Consider the following 17,697-nt stretch of genomic DNA (forward strand, 5'->3'; position numbering starts at 1 on the left):
GTCCGAACGAAGTCAGGATATTTTTATGCAATATTTACCGTTTACGTTCATAAAATTCGAATGTGTACGCGTGAACATTTTTTTCATCCTGCTCGCCTTCAATCTGTTCAATCAGTTCCCATTCCGACCAGTCCACTTCAGGGAAAAAGGTATCTCCCTCAAAATTCTCATGAATTTTGGTCACCACAAGACGATCTGCAAGTGGCAAGAACTCACGATACACTTGGGAACCCCCGATAACGCACAGTTCCTCACCTTTGGTTACGCTCAGACCCTCTTCGATCGTATGCACAATCTCAGCTTGTTGCACTTTATAGTTCAGATCTCTTGTCACTACGATATTACGGCGCTGAGGAAGCGGCTTACCACCAAAAGACTCCCAGGTGTTACGCCCCATAATAATCGTTTTGTTCAGCGTACGTTGTTTGAAAAAGGTCATATCTTTGGGTAGACGCCATGGAATCGAATTGTTCAATCCGATCACACCGTTTTCCCCCATTGCCCACACAAGTTCAATACTCAAGGGTAATACACTCCTTCAATCCAAGTCTCTTATAGAGGTTGAACACGTTATTAGACTGCAATTGGAGCTTTGATGCCAGGGTGATGCTGGTAGTTCTCGAACTCGAAATCTTCAAACTTATAATCGAAAATAGAATCCGGTTTACGCTTGATTACCAGCTTAGGTAAAGCATAGGGTTCACGCTCCAGCTGCGTTTTGACCTGTTCCACATGGTTAGAGTAGATGTGAACATCCCCTCCAGACCAGATGAAATCACCCACCTCAAGATCACATTGCTGCGCGATCATATGCGTCAAGAGCGCATAACTCGCAATGTTAAACGGCAAGCCGAGGAACGTATCCACGGAACGCATCGTTAGGATACATGATAATTTACCCTCTGCAACGTAAAACTGAAACGCGAAATGACAAGGCGGAAGTTTCATATGATTGATCTCAGCTACATTCCATGCACTGACAAGGTGACGGCGAGAATCCGGATTATTCTTGATCGAATCAATCACTGCGGCGATCTGATCAATTTTTTCTCCGTTTGGTGCTTCCCATGTACGCCACTGCGAGCCATATACCGGTCCCAGATCCCCATTTTCGTCCGCCCAGTCGTCCCAGATCTTCACACCATTTTCTTTCAAATAAGATATATTGGTATCGCCACTCAAAAACCATAACAGTTCATGAATAACCGATTTGAGATGAATTCGTTTCGTTGTTACCAGCGGAAATCCTTCGGAGAGATCATAACGGAGCTGTCTGCCGAATACGGATTGTGTTCCTGTTCCCGTACGGTCTCCTTTATGCACACCGTTATTCAGAATATCCTGTAATAAATCGAGATAGTTTTTCATGTTGATATCTCCTCGCACTTTTATTCGTACTAAACTAAAGATTATTTACACTTACCACTCCGATGACAGAACAACCTTCCGATCAGTGTTATCCCCAGATTTTTTTGATTCACTTTTCAAAGGTAAAATCCGGGGGACAAAGGCGAAGCGTATGCTTCCGATGCAGCTTTCCTTCAGAAAGCTTTTAGCTCCGCTTCTTCAGGTTCTTTCTGTCCTCTACGTTCTCGTGTAAAAGATTAGTTTAACTTCAATACTAATTAACATAGACCATGATTAGCTTGGAGCCACATCATGACTGATCATTACAACAGTGTACCACAATTGAGTTGTTGGATAAAATCAAATCACTGAAACTTATGAGCGTTCAACTTTTTATCATATCACATACACGAGTACCTTAAATTTCTCGGCTCTTACTCAGAAAAAAGAGACGAATAACGCGTTAGCGTCATTCGTCTCTTCTGATTTACGTATAATGCCGGACGGATCCGAAGCTTAGATGATCTTAACGGGAGATGATGTGGATCGGGTGACCCATAACCAATTCCGCAGCTTCCATCACGATTTCGCCCAAAGTTGGGTGAGCGTGAATTGTGAGAGCCAGATCTTCCAAAGTAGCGCCCATCTCAATTGCCAAACCAAGTTCAGCAATCAAGTTGGAAGCTTCCAGACCTACGATTTGGCAACCCAATACGAGGCCGCTTTCTTCGTCAGCTACGATTTTCACGAAGCCTTCAGCGTGGTTCAAAGATACAGCACGGCCGTTACCCGCATAAGGGAATTTGCCTGCTTTAACTTTGTAACCTTTTTCTTTAGCTTCTTTTTCAGTGTAACCTACGCTGGAACACTCTGGATCTGTGAACACAACAGCTGGCATACATTTGTAGTCAACTACAGATGGTTGTCCTGCGATTGCTTCAGCAGCCACTTTACCTTCATAAGAAGCTTTGTGTGCCAGAGCCAGACCAGATACGATATCACCAATTGCGAAGATTTGTGGGATGCTAGTACGGCCTTGGTTATCGACTTTAACGAAACCACGCTCGTCAACGTCTACCCCAATCAGATCCAGACCAAGCTCACCATCTGTATTTGGACGACGCCCAACAGTTACCAACAGATAATCTGCAGTTACTTCTTTGGACTCACCATTTACAGAGTACTTAACAGTTACATCTTTATCCGTTTGCTCAGCACTTTCAGCTTTAGCACCCGTTACGATTTCGATGCCTGTTTTCTTCATGTTTTTAGCCACGAGGCTAGTCATGTCTTTATCGAAACCTGGCAGTACTGTATCCAAACCTTCGATGATTGTTACTTTTGCACCGAATTTGGAGTACATTTGACCAAGCTCAGCACCGATATATCCGCCACCGATAACGATCATGCTTTTTGGTACTTCAGGCAAGTTCAGAGCTTCTGTCGAAGACAGAATGCGTCCGCCAAACGGGAAAGGTTTCAGTTCGATTGGACGGGAACCTGTTGCAATAATTGCATTTTTGAAACGATAACGCGGAGATTCGTGATCGTTGAATACACGCGCTTCGTTTTCGTTGATGAACATGCACTCACCGTTGAAAACTTCTACTTTGTTGCCTTTGAGCAAACCAGCTACGCCGCCAGTCATTTTCTTAACAACGCCGTTTTTGAATTCTTGAGTTTTGCTGAAGTCCACTTTTACGTTTTCAGCAGAGATACCAAAAGCTTCACCGTGAAGTGCAGACTCATATTGGTGTGCAGCCGAGATCAGGGCTTTGGATGGAATACATCCGCGGTTCAAACATACGCCGCCCAGTTCGGATTTGTCTACGATCAATACGCTTTGGCCCAATTGAGCAGCACGGATGGCAGCTACATAGCCACCAGGTCCTGCACCAATTACTAATGTGTCGATATCGAGAGAAGCGTCGCCTACTACCATATCTTACACCTCCATAACAAGCAGCTCAGGGTTAGCGAGCAGCTGTTTAATGTAATTCATAAAGTTTTGTGCTGTTGCGCCATCGATGATACGGTGGTCAAAGCTTAGGGAAAGAGCCATTACAGGTGCTGCAACTACTTCGCCGTTTTTGATCACTGCTTTTTCGCTGATGCGTCCTGTTCCGAGAATAGCAACTTCAGGGAAGTTGATGATTGGAGTGAAGAACATACCGCCAGCAGAACCGATGTTACTGATGGAGATTGTGCTTCCTCTCATTTCGTTCGCGCTCAATTTACCGTCGCGGCCACGAGCTGCCAGATCACGGATAGAATCAGCGATCATCCAGATGGATTTACGATCAGCATCTTTGATAACAGGAACGATCAAGCCGTTGTCTGTATCTGTAGCGATACCGATGTTGTAGTATTTTTTGTAAACAATTTCGTTAGCTTCTTCATCAATCATAGCGTTCAGAGCCGGGAATTGGCGGGAAGCCGCAACCAGTGCTTTAACGATGAATGGCAGATAAGTAACTTTTGTTCCTTTTTTCTCTGCGATTGGTTTCATACGAGTACGGAAAGCAACCAACTCAGTTACGTCAACTTCGTCCATGATTGTAACGTGAGGTGCTGTGTAAGCCGATTTAACCATTGCATTAGAGATCGCTTTACGGATACCTTTGAATGGAACGCGCTCTTCTTCAACGTGTTGATCAGCTGCAACAGCTGCTGGTGCTGCAGATTTTTTCTCTTCTTGAGCCGGAGCTTCGGAAGATGCTGCTGCGGAAGAACCGCCACCGTTTTTGAAGGATTCAACATCTTCTTTGGTTACTTTACCGTTGTTGCCAGTACCGTTAACCTGAGCGATGTCTACACCTTGTTCGCGAGCAAATTTGCGCACGCTTGGTGTTGCCAGAACGTCTTTGGCAGGTACTGCCGGAACGCTGTTGTTGCCGCCTTCTTTAGCTGTATCCGAGCTGGAAGCTGCTGCAGAAGAACCACTTGTGTCAGCTCCGCCTTGAGCTGCATCTTTCTCTTGCTCGCCTTGATCGCCAGCAGGAGCGTCGTCTTGCTCAGGAAGTTCGCCTTCTGCATCGATGATCGCTACAACTTCACCAACGTGGCAGATTTGACCGTCTTTAGCGAATACTTCTGTAACTGTTCCGTTAACCGGACAAGGTACTTCAACAACCGCTTTGTCGTTCTGTACTTCCATGATGATATCGTCGTCAGTTACTTTGTCACCGACTTTGATATGCATTTTGATGATTTCGCCTTCGTGTAGGCCTTCGCCCAATTCAGGGAATTTATATTCAAATTTAGCCAACTGAAAAACCTCCTTGATTATGTGCTCAATCCTGAAAACAACCCTTAACTCCAAGAAACAACTGTTACTGCTAATGCAAATAACTGTTACTCAAGGGGCTAATGGCTGTTTACAGTGCAGCTTGCGCTGCGGTGTGAATCACCATACTGCGCCTTGCGGCATGTCAGATGATTAAATTAGAAATTTACGACTTTGTTAACCGCAGCAACGATACGCGCTGGGTTAGGCAGCCAAGAATCTTCGATTTGTGCAAAAGGATATACAGTATCCGGACCAGCTACACGCAGAACCGGTGCTTCCAAGTGCAGGATTGCTTTTTCATTGATTTGGGCAATGACTTCAGCCGCAACACCTGCGCTCTTTTGAGCTTCCTGTACAACAATTGCACGGTTTGTTTTCTTAATAGAAGCAACGATGGTATCGATGTCGATCGGGCTAACCGTACGAAGGTCGATAACTTCAACTTTGATTCCTTGTTTTTCGAGTTCATCTGCTGCTTTCACAGAAGTGTGAACCATCATACCGTAAGTAATGATCGTTACATCAGAACCTTCACGAACAACGTTCGCTTTGCCCAACTCAACAACGTAATCTTCTTCAGGCACTTCTGCACGGAATGCATGGTACAGGTTCAAGTGCTCCATGAAGAATACAGGGTCGTTATCGCGAATAGAAGCGATCATCAGACCTTTTGCATCGTAAGGGTTAGAAGGAACAACTACTTTGATACCTGGTGTTTGCGTAAGCAGGCCTTCCAGGGAATCTGTATGCAATTCTGCCGCTTTTACACCGCCACCGAATGGAGTACGGAATACGATTGGAGAATTGTATTTTCCACCGGAGCGGAAACGCATACGAGCAGCTTGCACTACCATTTGGTCAAGGGCTTCGAAGATAAAACCAACGAATTGGATCTCAGCAACCGGACGGAAGCCTTGTACACCCAGACCTACAGCCAGACCACCAATAGCGGACTCAGCCAATGGTGTATCAAATACACGCTCTTCGCCAAACTCTTTTTGCAGACCTTCCGTTACACGGAAAACGCCGCCTACATTACCTACGTCTTCACCGAAAAGCAGAACGTTAGGATCACGTTTCAACTCTACGCGAAGCGCATCACGGATTGCTTCTTTCATGTTCATTTGTGCCATTTGCTTCATTTCCTCCTTAAACATTGACAGTTCACATTTGAATTCGTACATGTATACCGGGACATTAAAGTCGCGGATGTTTATGCTTTATCGGAAAAAACTTATTGGAAATCAGCTTTTTGCTCTTCCAAGTGCTTAGGCGTTTGTTCGAACATGCTGTCGATCAAGCCTGAAATCGTCATTTTCTCGGTTTTTTCCGCTTTTTTAATCTCTTCATTTACTTTAGCTTTTGCTTCTTCTTTCACACGTGCTGTATCTTCGTCAGTCCACAGACCTTTTTTCTCCAGATATTTAGCGAAACGTGCGATAGGATCTTTAGCAGACCATTCTGCCTCTTCTTCTTTTGTACGATACTTGGAAGCATCATCCGAAAGGGAGTGAGGACGGAAACGGTATGTTACTGCTTCGATCAATGTTGCGCCTTCTCCGTTACGTCCACGCTCAGCAGCTTCCTGAACAGCTTTGATAACAGCGAAGATGTCCATACCGTCAACTTTAATACCTTTGATACCTGCTGCTACCGCTTTGTGAGCGATGGACAGAGCTGCTGTTTGTTTAGCAAAAGGAGTTGTGATGGCATAACCATTGTTTTGTACGAAGAAGATAACAGGCAGTTTGTATACACCAGCGTAGTTCAGACCTTCATAGAAGTCACCTTCAGAAGAACCGCCATCACCTGTATACGTGATAACAACTTGTTTTTGTTTCTTCAATTTGTAACCCATAGCGATACCCATTGCGTGCAGGATTTGTGCACCAATGATGATTTGTGGCATCAATACATTAACGCCATCTGGAATTTGCCCACCATGTTGGTGTCCACGGGAGTACAAGAATGCTTGATAAAGAGGAAGTCCATGCCATACGAGTTGCGGAATGTCACGATAGCCAGGACATACAAAGTCTTCTTTTTCAATTGCAAATTCACTACCAACCATTGTAGCTTCTTGACCAGATACTGGAGCATAGAAACCAAGACGACCTTGACGGCCCAGGTTTACTGCACGGTCATCCCAAGTACGGGTAAATACCATGCGGTACATAATTTCTTTTAATTGATCATCGGAAAGTGTAGGCATCATGTCTTTGTTAACAATTTCGCCGTCAGGAGACAGCACGGACAGAGCTTCTACATCCTCTGTATACACTTCATAAGGAACCTTGCTCATTTTTTTCTTCACCTCAACAAAAAATTTGAATATCAAGTTCCGCTGTTATAATATTATTATACACCTGTTTCACTCCATACGTCAAAGAAATCCGTAATTTTTTTATGTTTCCTGCCGGATTGTATGTATAACAGGGGTTTAATATTGGTATAACAGCATAATACATGATTGCGTGTTTGACCTAACCCCGCACAAGGGTAATCTTACCGTATTGCGCGGTCGAATGCAAAAAATTAACCGAGAAAGGTGACGTTTTATGACGGATTCCCGCTATTTGAAACGCACGATTGTGAAGGAAGAGATTGAAAGTCGCTATCTCGGAGAGAAACGAACACTCCGTATTTACCTTCCTCCGGGCTATAACGAATTGCTCAGCTACCCTGTCGTTTATTGTCAGGATGGCGAAGAATTTTTCAATTTCGGGCGAATTGCTACAACAGCTAACCGAATTATTCTGGACGAAGGAGCCGAACCTTTCATTATTGTAGGGGTTCAGGTAGATGTGTCTGTGAGAACGCAGGAATATGCTCCATTTGGAGATCGGTTCAAGGCATATACCGCTTGCTTCGCTGAAGAGATTATTCCCTATATAGAAGAGAAATATCCTGTGCGTCGTTCTCCGCAGGAACGTGTTCTTGCCGGAGACTCGCTCGGTGGCAGTGTTTCGCTTCATCTTGCTCTGTTATATCCGGATCTGTTCACACGTGTCATTAGCATGTCTGGTGCCTTCTACTCCGCTTCTCAGGAAATCTATGCCGCAGCCGAGGATCTGTCCTGGCTCTCGATTTGGATGATCGTTGGTTTGCAGGAGACTGCCTTCCAAGCAGACACCGGTACGTATGATTTTGTACAATTGAACCGGGATACCCGTGATTTGCTGGAAAAACGAGGTGCTCTCGTCTCCTACCAGGAGAAAGACGGGAACCACCAATGGGGTTTTTGGCAAAATGAATTGCCGGAAGCATTGCTTTATTTTCTCCAAGAAGGATAAATGGACCACATCAACAGGCGGCTGAAATGCCGCTTTTGTTCCACAACTCTATGATACCGCTTACAATTGTAACCTGAAAAAGAAGCAGGATATCCTGCTTGCTTGAGTACTCGCTCCTGCTTCTTTGTCTGGCTACAAGTTAAGTATGAGTTCGTGTTATTAACTAGGCTAATGAATGTTCCGCTTCAATCTTTCTCAACAAAACATCGCAGCCCGCATTAACCAACTCGTACACCTCTTCGAAATTGCCTGTGTGATACGGGTCAGGTACTTCTCTAAGTTTCTCATCTGGAAGCATGTCCATGAACTTGATGATTTCCGCCTCAGCTCCGCCTGGAACGTTGCGCACATTATCTGCATTCGAATTATCCATACACACAATATAATCAAACTGAGTAAAGTCTTCGCTGGCGAATTGTCTCGCTGCCATGTTGGCATAAGAAATCTCGTATGAATCCAACAATTTCCGAGTCCCTTCATGCGGAGGTTTACCAACGTGCCAGTCCCCTGTACCCGCTGAGTCCACACGAATCTGATGTTCAAGCCCCTTCTCCAGGACTTTGTGACGCAAGACTGCTTCAGCCATTGGTGATCTACATATGTTACCCAGACATACAAACAAAACGTGAATCATATTAATCCCCCTTACTTAGCGTACCTTGAAGTACCGATGATGTTGACTGTGTCACGATGCTCTCCGGCTGAGGATTGACGTTCCCCGTCCCCGATGGCACCAACGAACGACGTGGCAGCTTCCATTTATAATGTACAGAACACATCCGGAAGAACACGACGGCCGCAAAACAAAGTAATAGCCCAACATTCGTCGTTAACCAACCCATACCTATGACAAAACCGGCTGTCATTGCCCATACAGCATAAATTTCATCACGCAATACAAGCGGTTTACGTCCAGCGAGCACATCACGAATAACGCCTCCACCAATACCGGTCATTACTGCTGCAACGATAACTGCACTAATGGGATGTCCCATATTTGCCGCATATAATGCGCCTTGAATTGCAAATGCTGCGAGTCCGATTGCATCGAATAGCGCCTCTGTTCGCTTCCAGTGACCAATCCACTTGAGTGGCAGCACAAACGCAATTGCTACAGATACCAAGGCCAACATGATAAGCGATCCCTGACTCCATAGTGTCGTTACAGGTATACCTATAAGTACATTTCGGATAATTCCGCCTCCGAATGCAGTCACAAGTCCAAGTACAAGCACACCCAAAATGTCATATTCCTCTTCCATTGCTACGAAGGCACCGGACATTGCAAATGCGATGGTACCTATAATGCTGAATACTTCAAAAATGTGTAAGTCCAACCTGTTCAAACCTCACTTTTCAAGTCATCTCCGTGTCGCTCTACCCATTGTATCCGCGAGCACTGAAATTGTGCAACCACATTTTGTGGATTATACTGGTTTGGTGAAAGAATTAGGAAGGATGAAATAAAATGACGGTGAAACGGATTGTTATTTTTACAGGCGGAAATCTATCTGCGGAGTTACTTCAGGAAATACGAGAGGATGACATGATCATCGCAGCCGATCGCGGTGCATTATTTTTGATCGAACACGGCATTCAGCCTCATATTGCAGTCGGAGATTTTGATTCTATTACTGAAGAGGAACTTACGATTGTTAGCAACAATAGCATTAAGTTCATTACATGCGACCCTGTTCATAAGGATCTTACCGATACGGAAATGGCTTTTGAGACAGCGCTGGATCACGAACCTTCTCACATCCTGATGTTGGGTGCTACAGGTACTCGGATGGATCACACACTCGCCAATGTACATATTATGGTTCGCGCGATGCAGCATCATATTTCCTGTGTAATTCAGGACAAGCACAACTACATGACACTGACAACATCCAAAGCTGTGGTTGAACACCGGGACTATAAATATGTTTCTTTACTCCCTTTGACTCACGAAGTTACAGGAATAACTTTGGAAGGTTTCATGTATCCACTGGATCAAGCCACCATTCGCATGGGACAATCTTTGGGTGTAAGCAACCAGCTCTTAGGTACTTCCGGTACAGTTACCATTGATAGTGGCTTATTACTGATTATTCAGAGTAAAGATTGAATCTACCGGCTTGTTTAATTGAAATTTATTACGTTTTTGTAACCAGTGATTTCGTTGAGAAATAGGTTCATACACAACAAAGACCCTTGATCATCAAGGGTCTTTTCTATTTCATCTTTGTTTATCATTCGTCAATGATTAATTTTTTGACATTTTTAATTGTATTTTAATAAACATACCCAAACCACTGTGGCGCAAGGGATCACACATCCCTATCCAATTTCTAGGCTGTTACAAAGCTGTTATACTCGCTCTAGCAACTTAACGAAAACGAATTTTGGAGGTACTAACTAATATGAAAACAAACATCTTTGTCCAAAAGGCCGTAACCGTCGGGTTGTGCGCTACACTAGGTTTTGGAGCTGTACTAATGACTAACGCACCTGTTGCACAGGCAGCAACTGCTTCTGTATCCACAGGTCAACAGATTGTTAACTATGGTAAACAATTTACTGGAACTCCATATGAATTTGGTGCATCAACTACAACAACCAAAGTTTTTGACTGCTCTTCTTTTATGAAATATATTTTCAAAAAGTATGGTGTAGACTTGCCGCGCACTTCCGTGAAACAATCCAAAGAAGGCACAGCTGTGTCCAAAGCTAATCTGCGTGTAGGCGACCTGGTATTCTTCTCCAGCGGTAGCCGTTCTACTGGTTCCAACATCACCCATGTAGCCGTGTACGCAGGGGACGGAAAGATTCTGCATACGTATGGATCTCCAGGCGTAACCATCTCGGATCTGAATTCCGGTACTTGGGAAAGAACGTATATTAAAGCTCGTCGTGTACTTTAGAATTATATATTGCTAATAAGTAAAGGCCGGACGATATGTTCCGGTCTTTTTATTTACCCTTTTTTCGCCATACGCTAAACTGGAGTTTCATGGAATTCGGTAATTAATCTAATTTTTATCATGAAGCATGTAACCAATCCCACGCACGGTATGAATCAGTTTCACACCTCTTCCCTTGTCCACCTTAACCCTCAGATGTTTGATATACACGTCCACGACGTTGGTATCCATGGCATACTCATATCCCCATACTTCCCGCAAAATATCACTCCGTGTACATGCTTCATTCACATGCAGGGCCATGAATTCCAGCAATTCGTACTCTTTCGGCGTTAATGTCAGGTATTCACCCGCACGATTTACCCGCCTTGAACGCAAATTCACTTTAAGATCATGAACTACAATAATTTCTTCACCCTCTGGTGTTGCATTTGCGAAAACACGCAATAAATTTCGTATTCTAGCCAGCATCACGTTCAAGTGAACGGGTTCCTCCATCACATCATTAGCTCCATAATCCAGCCATTCCACGATGAACTGAGGGGATGCGTTTGAAGTGATAACCAGTAGAGGTGTAACCTGACCTTTATCTATCCATTGTTTGAGCTCTATTTTCTGATCTTGACTCCAATGTGCCTCTCCCTCTTCTCGGTCTACCAGAATGATCAGGTTGAAGCGTGATAACCAATTCTCGACGGATTGGTTTAGCTCAGACCACTCTTTTCGTTGAACCTCATATCCTTCCGCACATAATACGTCCTGAATAAGGCTGACCTGCTCTCCTGCTCCAATCAGCAAAATGGCTGTTTTCACTGTTTTTCACCCGGCCTGTCTCTATCCCCGCTGCTCGCAGCAATGGTTGGTACAGTTAGCATGCCGTAAAATGAAAAAGTCCATTCCCTCAAGGGAACAGACTTTGCTTCTTTCTTACTTTAACCAAAGTAGCGGTGAACGAGCGTACGTGCTTCAGCTGTATCTTTGGTTCCGTGTACGAGGACACGTCCATCCTGGAAAATGACCATTCTATGGACTCCTGTTGTAAAAGAAACCAGAAAAGGATTGGATTCCACTTTACCTTCCTGAAGTCTATCCAGGCGATCCGCCGTATGTTGAAGATCCAGATTCATGTGCCGTGCAGGTCGGATCTGAACCGTATCCCTGCCACATAGTACATCGGTTTTCTCCAGATTGGACGCAGAAAGATATGGATACGTTGCCGAATCTCCGCAGGAAGTACAGTCTTGCTTTTTCGCACCATCCACATTGATGGATATGTATTCGTTCCTCCACACGTCAAATGACAACAACTTGCGTCTCAATGCACCCGCATTGCCGCTAAGCAACTTCATCGCCTCTGCTGTCTGATTCGCCGTTACCATCTGTACCGCTTGAGGAATAATACCAGATGTATCACAGGTATCTCCCCCCAGAGGGACTTCACCCAGCAAACAATTTAAACAGGGCGTATCTCCAGGCATAAACGTATAGGTAATACCGTAGCTGCCCACGCATCCACCATAAATCCAGGGAATACGGTGCTTCTGTGCCATATCATTAATGAGTAGCCGGGTATCAAAGTTATCCGTTGCATCCATAATCAAGTCTGCATGCTGAACGAGTTCTTCCAACTCATCTACTCTGACATCCAACACTTTCCCTTCCACATGAACCGTGGAATTAATGGCAGATAGACGTTTCTCCGCCGCCATCGCCTTCGGCATCCGTTCAATCGCGTCCTGCTCTACATATAATTGCTGTCGCTGCAGGTTGCTCCACTCCACATAATCACGATCCACAATCGTTATGTGCCCGACTCCTGAACGAACTAACGTTTCTGCAATTCCTGTTCCGAGCGCGCCAGCTCCCACGATTAATACTGTGCTTTCACTTAATCTGGCCTGGCCTTCTTTGCCCAGCGGTGCATACCGTTCCTGTCTGGAATACCGATCGGCCTGCTCGGAAGATGTTGATTGTTGATCTATCATGTATGAACCATTCCTTCCACCGGACTGCTGGCTGCTGCATAACGCTTCACAGGAATCATGCCTGCCTCATATGCCAGTCTGCCTGCCTCTACCCCCATTCGCATCGCTTTAGCCATGCTCACCGGATCTCTTGATCCAGATACGGCGGTGTTCAACAATATGCCATCTGCACCAAGTTCCATTGCATAAGCAGCATCTTTGGGGGAGCGTAACCCTGCATCCACAATTACAGGTACAACGGCCTGCTCAATGATGATCTCAAGGTTATAGGGATTAATGATGCCTCTGCCAGCTCCGATGGGAGAAGCGCCAGGCATTACAGCATGAACGCCAAGCAGTTGCAGCCTTTTGGCCAGAATGACATCATCCGAAATATAAGGCAATACAGTAAAGCCCTTTTCAAGCAAAATTTCGCAAGCCTTGTACGTTTCAATCGGATCTGGGAGCAACGTAATTCCATCTCCGATGACTTCGACTTTTATCATATCACAAAGTCCTGAAGCCCGCGCAAGCTCGGCAATTCGCACCGCTTCTTCCGCAGTGGATGCCCCAGCCGTATTCGGAAGAAGCGTGTATTTGTCCAGGTCCAACGTATCCAGGAAATGCTTCTGGTTGCGTTCCTCCAGATTCAGACGACGAACAGCAAAGGTTAAAACTTCCGTTTCAGAGGCTTCCACAGCCTGACTTTGTACTTCCAGATCCGAAAACTTGCCTGTTCCGAGCAACAATCTGGACTCAAACGTATATTTCCCAATGTTCAACATCATCAACCGCCTCCTACAAAATGTACAATCTCGATTCGATCGCCTTCTCTTAATGCTGTGGTCTCATGATACTCACGCGTTAAAATATGCCTGTTCAGCTCGACAACTACAGTTTTGACTTGCAGGTCAAAAGATTGAAGCAGTTTGTCCACACGGTTCAATCTGTCTTCTATCTCCATACGTTGACCATTAACGATGATATTCACTGCGCCACTCCCTTTCTGTTCAATCGCTCAGGGCTCAGCGCCTCAATTCCGAGTTCTTCTGAGTTTTTGCCGGCGAGCAATTCCGCGATAAGCCTGCCTGTTATCGCACTAAGCAAGATGCCGTTGCGGTAATGCCCAAAGGCAGCGAACAGCCCGGGAATACTCTTGCATGCACCTATGTAAGGCAGCCCATCTGGAGTTGCCGGTCTTACGCCTGCCCACGCTCGAATAAATTGCGCTTCTTTCATACCAGGTACCCAGTGGGTAGCCGCTGTTAACAGCTTCTGAACACCCTGTACAGAAACGTTCAGATCCGTTCTGCCTGGCAGACTGGTTGCCCCGAGCCAAACTTCGCCATTGGCTTTGGGAACAATATAGATATCCTCCGCATACACCGTTCTGTCAGGTCTGTACCCTGCATGTTCATCTGAGAACTGAACAGAAGCTATTTCTCCTTTTACCGACCACACAGGTAAGCTCAAATCCACATGTCTCATCAGTTCTTCACTCTGTAATCCAGCCGCTATAATGACATGTTTGCATGTTATTTCACCGATCGATGTGATGATCCCCTGCACGCCGTGTTCGTTTGCTCGCACACGTATATCCTGTATGTCCTCCATAACCCGTGCTCCCAATGCTTGAGCGGATTCGGCGTATGCCTTCGTTAGATGGACTGGAAGAATCTCACTCTCGTAAGGCCTGTAGTAGGCTCCATACGTATCTCTGTTAAGCCATGATGCCTCCTGTTGCACAGTGGAACGATCCCACCATACCTCATCAGCAGACAAACCAGAATTTCGATTGTTCTTATAACTGCTTAATTCACTGTATGATCGAAAAGGGGTTAGGAATCCATGGCGTTGCAGGCCAACCTCAACCCCGCTGAGGGTAGCCATTAACACTTGATGCTCAATAAGCAACTGTTTACTCTGTCTGGCAAGCTTAGCCATCAAAGGATGGGCAAAATCCTCACTGTCTGCCGCCAACATTCCAGCTGCTGCACAAGAAGTGCCTCCTGCAATCACCGAACGCTCCAGCAACAATACATCCTGTCCACGGGAAGCAAGCTCATATGCAATGGCACAGCCAATAACGCCTCCGCCTACAATAATCGTTTCTGCATGAATGTTATCCGAATTATCAGTAACCGTTTTGCTTCTTGATTCCGTTTCAGATTTCAGTTGATGACTGAAATGATTCCTGTTCTGACCCGTTACGATCTCTTTCATCCTCTCATCTCCTTTCAGCGGCACGGACTTCCGGTAGCAACGATAGCCTGCCTTAATGATGCAGCGGCCTGATCCGGTGAATCGCTCGCCCATATATTCGAGATCACGGCGACTCCCTGTGCTCCAGCAGAGCGAATCGCGTGAATGTTTCCCGGTTTGATTCCCCCGATCGCCATAACAGGAATGGAGACACCTCTGCACACTTCATCAAGAGCATATAACCCTCTTGGTTCAAGATCAGGCTTACTGTTAGTTGAGTAGACATGCCCGAAGAATAGGTAATCGGCTCCCTGTTCTTCAGCGATTTTTGCCTCATCGATTGAATGAACAGATACACCGAGACGAACTCGATGCACATTGCTTATGACATCATTGTTGTAGTTACGTATCGCCTCTTGTCCCCAGTGAACACCACCATAGATATCATTTTGTGGGGACAGCTCTGATCCACTGATAACGATGCGGCAAGACGGAACTCCAGCACCACACAGACTTTCAGCCCAACCGATCTTTTCTTGCCATGTGAGTTGTTTCTCTCGTATATGAATATAGTCCACCCGTGGCCAGACCTCCTCTGCTGCTTTCACAAAAGATGCTTGATCTCCATTTCCCGTAGATACAACATGCAGTTCAAATGATCCGTGAACATATTCATGAGAAATTGCCGTACCGTTCATCCCCTTCCATCCATGAATGCTACAAAAAAACACAAAAAAGCCACTCCCGTAGGGGAGTGGCTGCGTATTAATTATTGGACCAGATGACTGACTGATGCATACAGTTCGTTTCGTGCAAAACAGCTATGGAACTTATATCCATAACGTTATACACGCAACTGCATGTTTCAATTTACTAAGCAAGACGGTTGAATTCTTTCGAATTCTCGTTTGCTCACGTCATTCACTGAAACGCGCTCGCCACTTCCCTACGCTGGTATGATCCAGATCAGGTGCAAAGGGTCCGGAATCGCATTCTTCCATCTCAGCCACATCGTGCGGCCCCCCTAGTGTTCATATGAAGTTGTAGCCTATATTACCATAGACGGATTTTTTTGTCACCGTCATTTCTGTTAAACATTGTCTTGAATCGTCTAGTTTTTCTCAGACCATTCTTCGACATTCCATGTTTTGGTAACCCATCCCTCGTAGAAATCAGGTTCATGAGATACCAGTAACACCGTTCCCTTGAATTCTTGCAAAGCACGCTGCAACTCCGCTTTCGCTGTGACATCCAGATGGTTCGTCGGCTCATCGAATAGAATCCAGTTGCTTTCACGCATCAAGAGTTTGCATAGACGAACCTTGGCTTGCTCTCCACCACTTAGCATGTTAAGCGGACGGGTAATGTGCTCATTTTTCAACCCGCAGCGAGCGAGATGACCCCGGACTTCATTTTGGGTCAAATGTGAAAACTCATTCCACACATCCTCAATTGGCGTAATATTCCCAGCACGAACTTCCTGCTCAAAATAGGCCGTTTCGAGATAATCTCCCAAGAAAGTCTTTCCACTGAGTGGAGATATTTTTCCGAGGATGGTTTTCAGCAGTGTTGATTTACCAACACCATTACAACCTACGATGGCAATTTTCTCACCACGTTCAATTGTCATTGTCATCTTAGGCAGCAAAGGATACGTATATCCAATTTCAAAATCAATACCCTCAAAGACCGTTTTGCTGCTCGCGCGGGCATCCTTGAATTTGAACGTTGGTTTAGCCGCTTCATCTGGACGATCAATACGTTCAATCCTGTCCAGCTGCTTCTCCCGGCTCTTCGCTCGACCTGAAGTTGAAGCACGTGCCTTGTTACGCTGAATGAAATCTTCCTGCTTCTTGATGTACTCTTGCTGCTTCTCGTATGCATCAATATGCTGGGCTTTATTCATATCAGCCATCTCGAGGAACTTGTTATAGTTCGCTGCATATCGCGTTAATTTGGCAAATTCCAAATGATAAATAACATTTACGACTTCATTCATGAATTCCGTATCATGGGAGATTAGAAGAAACGCATGCGGGTAGTCCTTCAGGTAACGTGACAGCCATTCAATGTGCTCTACATCCAGATAGTTGGTAGGCTCATCCAGCAAAAGGGCTGTAGGCTTCTCTAGTAGAAGCTTGGCAAGAAGCACCTTGGTACGTTGTCCACCACTTAGAGCTGCGACATCTCGATCAAGACCAATCGCAGACAAACCAAGACCATTAGCCATCTCTTCCACTTTTACGTCAATCAGATAAAAATCGCCCTGTTCCAGTTGTTCCTGAATATCGCCCATCTCTTCCAGCAACTGCTCCAGCTTATCTGGATCTGCATCTGCCATCTGGTCCGTAATATTCATCATTTCTTTTTCCAATTCAAGCAACGGAAGGAATGCATCCTTAAGCACGTCACGTATAGTTTTGCCTGGCGTAAGCTTCGTGTGCTGATCCAGATATCCATAACGGACCTTAGGTGTCCATTCCACTTTTCCACTGTCTTTAAGCAATTTACCGGTAAGGATGTTCATTAGTGTGGATTTACCTACACCATTGGCACCCACAAGTCCTACGCGCTCTCCGGCAAGTAAGCGAAACGATACATTTTTAAATAACGTGCGATCTCCAAAATTGTGACTCACGTTCTCTACTGACAATAAACTCATAAGATGAGGTTGCTCCTATCTATTAGACATTACT

18 protein-coding genes and 1 riboswitch are annotated in these 17,697 nt (G+C 45.2%); of the genes, 3 read left to right on the forward strand and 15 right to left on the reverse strand.

What is annotated here, in order from left to right; translation table 11 throughout:
- Nucleotides 1-34: 34 nt before the first annotated feature.
- The 6 genes from OM416_RS03350 to pdhA all read right to left on the reverse strand — a co-directional run bounded on the left by OM416_RS03350 (nucleotide 35) and on the right by pdhA (nucleotide 6,938).
- Nucleotides 35-523: a dihydrofolate reductase gene (locus OM416_RS03350; protein ID WP_264926995.1), complete on the reverse strand. Its 489-nt coding sequence runs from the start codon at nucleotides 521-523 to the stop codon at nucleotides 35-37.
- Between the two features lie 50 nt (nucleotides 524-573).
- Nucleotides 574-1,368 (reverse strand): thymidylate synthase, encoded by a 795-nt coding sequence (gene thyA, locus OM416_RS03355; protein WP_264926997.1) that lies wholly within the window; start codon nucleotides 1,366-1,368, stop codon nucleotides 574-576.
- Between the two features lie 505 nt (nucleotides 1,369-1,873).
- Nucleotides 1,874-3,289, reverse strand: a complete 1,416-nt coding sequence (gene lpdA, locus OM416_RS03360) for a dihydrolipoyl dehydrogenase (protein ID WP_264926999.1) — start codon at nucleotides 3,287-3,289, stop codon at nucleotides 1,874-1,876.
- A gap of 3 nt (nucleotides 3,290-3,292) precedes the next feature.
- A complete protein-coding gene (locus tag OM416_RS03365; RefSeq protein ID WP_264927001.1) occupies nucleotides 3,293-4,615 on the reverse strand; it encodes a dihydrolipoamide acetyltransferase family protein in 1,323 nt (440 codons plus the stop codon).
- 176 nt (nucleotides 4,616-4,791) lie between these two features.
- Nucleotides 4,792-5,769 carry an alpha-ketoacid dehydrogenase subunit beta gene (locus OM416_RS03370; protein WP_017688073.1) on the reverse strand — a complete coding sequence of 326 codons (978 nt, stop codon included), beginning with the start codon at nucleotides 5,767-5,769 and terminating at the stop codon, nucleotides 4,792-4,794.
- 101 nt (nucleotides 5,770-5,870) lie between these two features.
- The gene (gene pdhA / locus OM416_RS03375; protein ID WP_264927003.1) at nucleotides 5,871-6,938 is read right to left on the reverse strand and encodes a pyruvate dehydrogenase (acetyl-transferring) E1 component subunit alpha; all 1,068 of its coding nucleotides are present in this window, start codon (nucleotides 6,936-6,938) and stop codon (nucleotides 5,871-5,873) included.
- Between the two features lie 256 nt (nucleotides 6,939-7,194).
- Here pdhA and OM416_RS03380 point away from each other — a divergent pair, with 256 nt between their 5' ends.
- Entirely contained in the window at nucleotides 7,195-7,929 is a 735-nt protein-coding gene (locus tag OM416_RS03380; RefSeq protein ID WP_264927005.1) for an alpha/beta hydrolase, read from the forward strand.
- A gap of 163 nt (nucleotides 7,930-8,092) precedes the next feature.
- Here OM416_RS03380 and OM416_RS03385 read toward each other — a convergent pair whose 3' ends face one another.
- Both OM416_RS03385 and OM416_RS03390 read right to left on the reverse strand, forming a co-directional pair.
- Nucleotides 8,093-8,563, reverse strand: a complete 471-nt coding sequence (locus tag OM416_RS03385; RefSeq protein WP_264927007.1) for a low molecular weight protein-tyrosine-phosphatase — start codon at nucleotides 8,561-8,563, stop codon at nucleotides 8,093-8,095.
- 1 nt (nucleotide 8,564) lies between these two features.
- Entirely contained in the window at nucleotides 8,565-9,266 is a 702-nt protein-coding gene (locus OM416_RS03390; RefSeq protein WP_264927009.1) for a trimeric intracellular cation channel family protein, read from the reverse strand.
- Nucleotides 9,267-9,397: 131 nt separating this feature from the next.
- Here OM416_RS03390 and OM416_RS03395 point away from each other — a divergent pair, with 131 nt between their 5' ends.
- Nucleotides 9,398-10,039, forward strand: a complete 642-nt coding sequence (locus OM416_RS03395) for a thiamine diphosphokinase (protein ID WP_264927011.1) — start codon at nucleotides 9,398-9,400, stop codon at nucleotides 10,037-10,039.
- 295 nt (nucleotides 10,040-10,334) lie between these two features.
- Nucleotides 10,335-10,835, forward strand: coding sequence for a C40 family peptidase (locus tag OM416_RS03400; protein ID WP_264927013.1), 501 nt, complete (start codon nucleotides 10,335-10,337; stop codon nucleotides 10,833-10,835).
- Nucleotides 10,836-10,943: 108 nt separating this feature from the next.
- Here OM416_RS03400 and OM416_RS03405 read toward each other — a convergent pair whose 3' ends face one another.
- From OM416_RS03405 to OM416_RS03435, 7 genes are all read right to left on the reverse strand, one after another.
- Nucleotides 10,944-11,648 carry a response regulator transcription factor gene (locus OM416_RS03405; protein WP_264927015.1) on the reverse strand — a complete coding sequence of 235 codons (705 nt, stop codon included), beginning with the start codon at nucleotides 11,646-11,648 and terminating at the stop codon, nucleotides 10,944-10,946.
- Nucleotides 11,649-11,767: 119 nt separating this feature from the next.
- A complete protein-coding gene (locus OM416_RS03410; protein ID WP_264927017.1) occupies nucleotides 11,768-12,820 on the reverse strand; it encodes a ThiF family adenylyltransferase in 1,053 nt (350 codons plus the stop codon).
- Nucleotides 12,817-13,584 (reverse strand): thiazole synthase, encoded by a 768-nt coding sequence (locus OM416_RS03415; protein ID WP_264928791.1) that lies wholly within the window; start codon nucleotides 13,582-13,584, stop codon nucleotides 12,817-12,819. Before OM416_RS03415 ends, OM416_RS03410 begins: the two co-directional genes overlap by 4 nt.
- Before the next feature lie 2 nt (nucleotides 13,585-13,586).
- On the reverse strand, nucleotides 13,587-13,790 hold the full coding sequence (thiS, locus tag OM416_RS03420; protein ID WP_062834883.1) for a sulfur carrier protein ThiS: 204 nt from the start codon (nucleotides 13,788-13,790) through the stop codon (nucleotides 13,587-13,589).
- Nucleotides 13,787-15,022, reverse strand: a complete 1,236-nt coding sequence (thiO, locus tag OM416_RS03425; protein WP_264927019.1) for a glycine oxidase ThiO — start codon at nucleotides 15,020-15,022, stop codon at nucleotides 13,787-13,789. The genes thiS and thiO overlap by 4 nt, the downstream gene beginning before the upstream one ends.
- 14 nt (nucleotides 15,023-15,036) lie before the next feature.
- The gene (locus tag OM416_RS03430) at nucleotides 15,037-15,699 is read right to left on the reverse strand and encodes a thiamine phosphate synthase (RefSeq protein ID WP_264927021.1); all 663 of its coding nucleotides are present in this window, start codon (nucleotides 15,697-15,699) and stop codon (nucleotides 15,037-15,039) included.
- A 228-nt stretch (nucleotides 15,700-15,927) separates the two neighbouring features.
- Nucleotides 15,928-16,037, reverse strand: a riboswitch (TPP riboswitch).
- Nucleotides 16,038-16,112: 75 nt separating this feature from the next.
- Nucleotides 16,113-17,663 carry an ABC-F family ATP-binding cassette domain-containing protein gene (locus OM416_RS03435; protein ID WP_036613631.1) on the reverse strand — a complete coding sequence of 517 codons (1,551 nt, stop codon included), beginning with the start codon at nucleotides 17,661-17,663 and terminating at the stop codon, nucleotides 16,113-16,115.
- Nucleotides 17,664-17,697: the final 34 nt, after the last annotated feature.

Origin of the sequence: Paenibacillus sp. LS1 (genome assembly GCF_026013365.1) — a bacterium.
GTDB lineage: Bacteria > Bacillota > Bacilli > Paenibacillales > Paenibacillaceae > Paenibacillus.

Bases quoted from the DNA above. Each gene is read 5' to 3' on its own strand.
- OM416_RS03380 (WP_264927005.1), top strand. From the start codon at position 7,195: ATGACGGATTCCCGCTATTTGAAACGCACGATTGTGAAGGAAGAGATT.
- OM416_RS03370 (WP_017688073.1), bottom strand. From the start codon at position 5,769: ATGGCACAAATGAACATGAAAGAAGCAATCCGTGATGCGCTTCGCGTA.
- lpdA (WP_264926999.1), bottom strand. From the start codon at position 3,289: ATGGTAGTAGGCGACGCTTCTCTCGATATCGACACATTAGTAATTGGT.
- OM416_RS03385 (WP_264927007.1), bottom strand. From the start codon at position 8,563: ATGATTCACGTTTTGTTTGTATGTCTGGGTAACATATGTAGATCACCA.
- OM416_RS03430 (WP_264927021.1), bottom strand. From the start codon at position 15,699: ATGAACGGTACGGCAATTTCTCATGAATATGTTCACGGATCATTTGAA.
- OM416_RS03435 (WP_036613631.1), bottom strand. From the start codon at position 17,663: ATGAGTTTATTGTCAGTAGAGAACGTGAGTCACAATTTTGGAGATCGC.
- thyA (WP_264926997.1), bottom strand. From the start codon at position 1,368: ATGAAAAACTATCTCGATTTATTACAGGATATTCTGAATAACGGTGTG.
- thiO (WP_264927019.1), bottom strand. From the start codon at position 15,022: ATGAAAGAGATCGTAACGGGTCAGAACAGGAATCATTTCAGTCATCAA.
- OM416_RS03410 (WP_264927017.1), bottom strand. From the start codon at position 12,820: ATGATAGATCAACAATCAACATCTTCCGAGCAGGCCGATCGGTATTCC.
- OM416_RS03395 (WP_264927011.1), top strand. From the start codon at position 9,398: ATGACGGTGAAACGGATTGTTATTTTTACAGGCGGAAATCTATCTGCG.
- OM416_RS03400 (WP_264927013.1), top strand. From the start codon at position 10,335: ATGAAAACAAACATCTTTGTCCAAAAGGCCGTAACCGTCGGGTTGTGC.
- pdhA (WP_264927003.1), bottom strand. From the start codon at position 6,938: ATGAGCAAGGTTCCTTATGAAGTGTATACAGAGGATGTAGAAGCTCTG.
- OM416_RS03415 (WP_264928791.1), bottom strand. From the start codon at position 13,584: ATGTTGAACATTGGGAAATATACGTTTGAGTCCAGATTGTTGCTCGGA.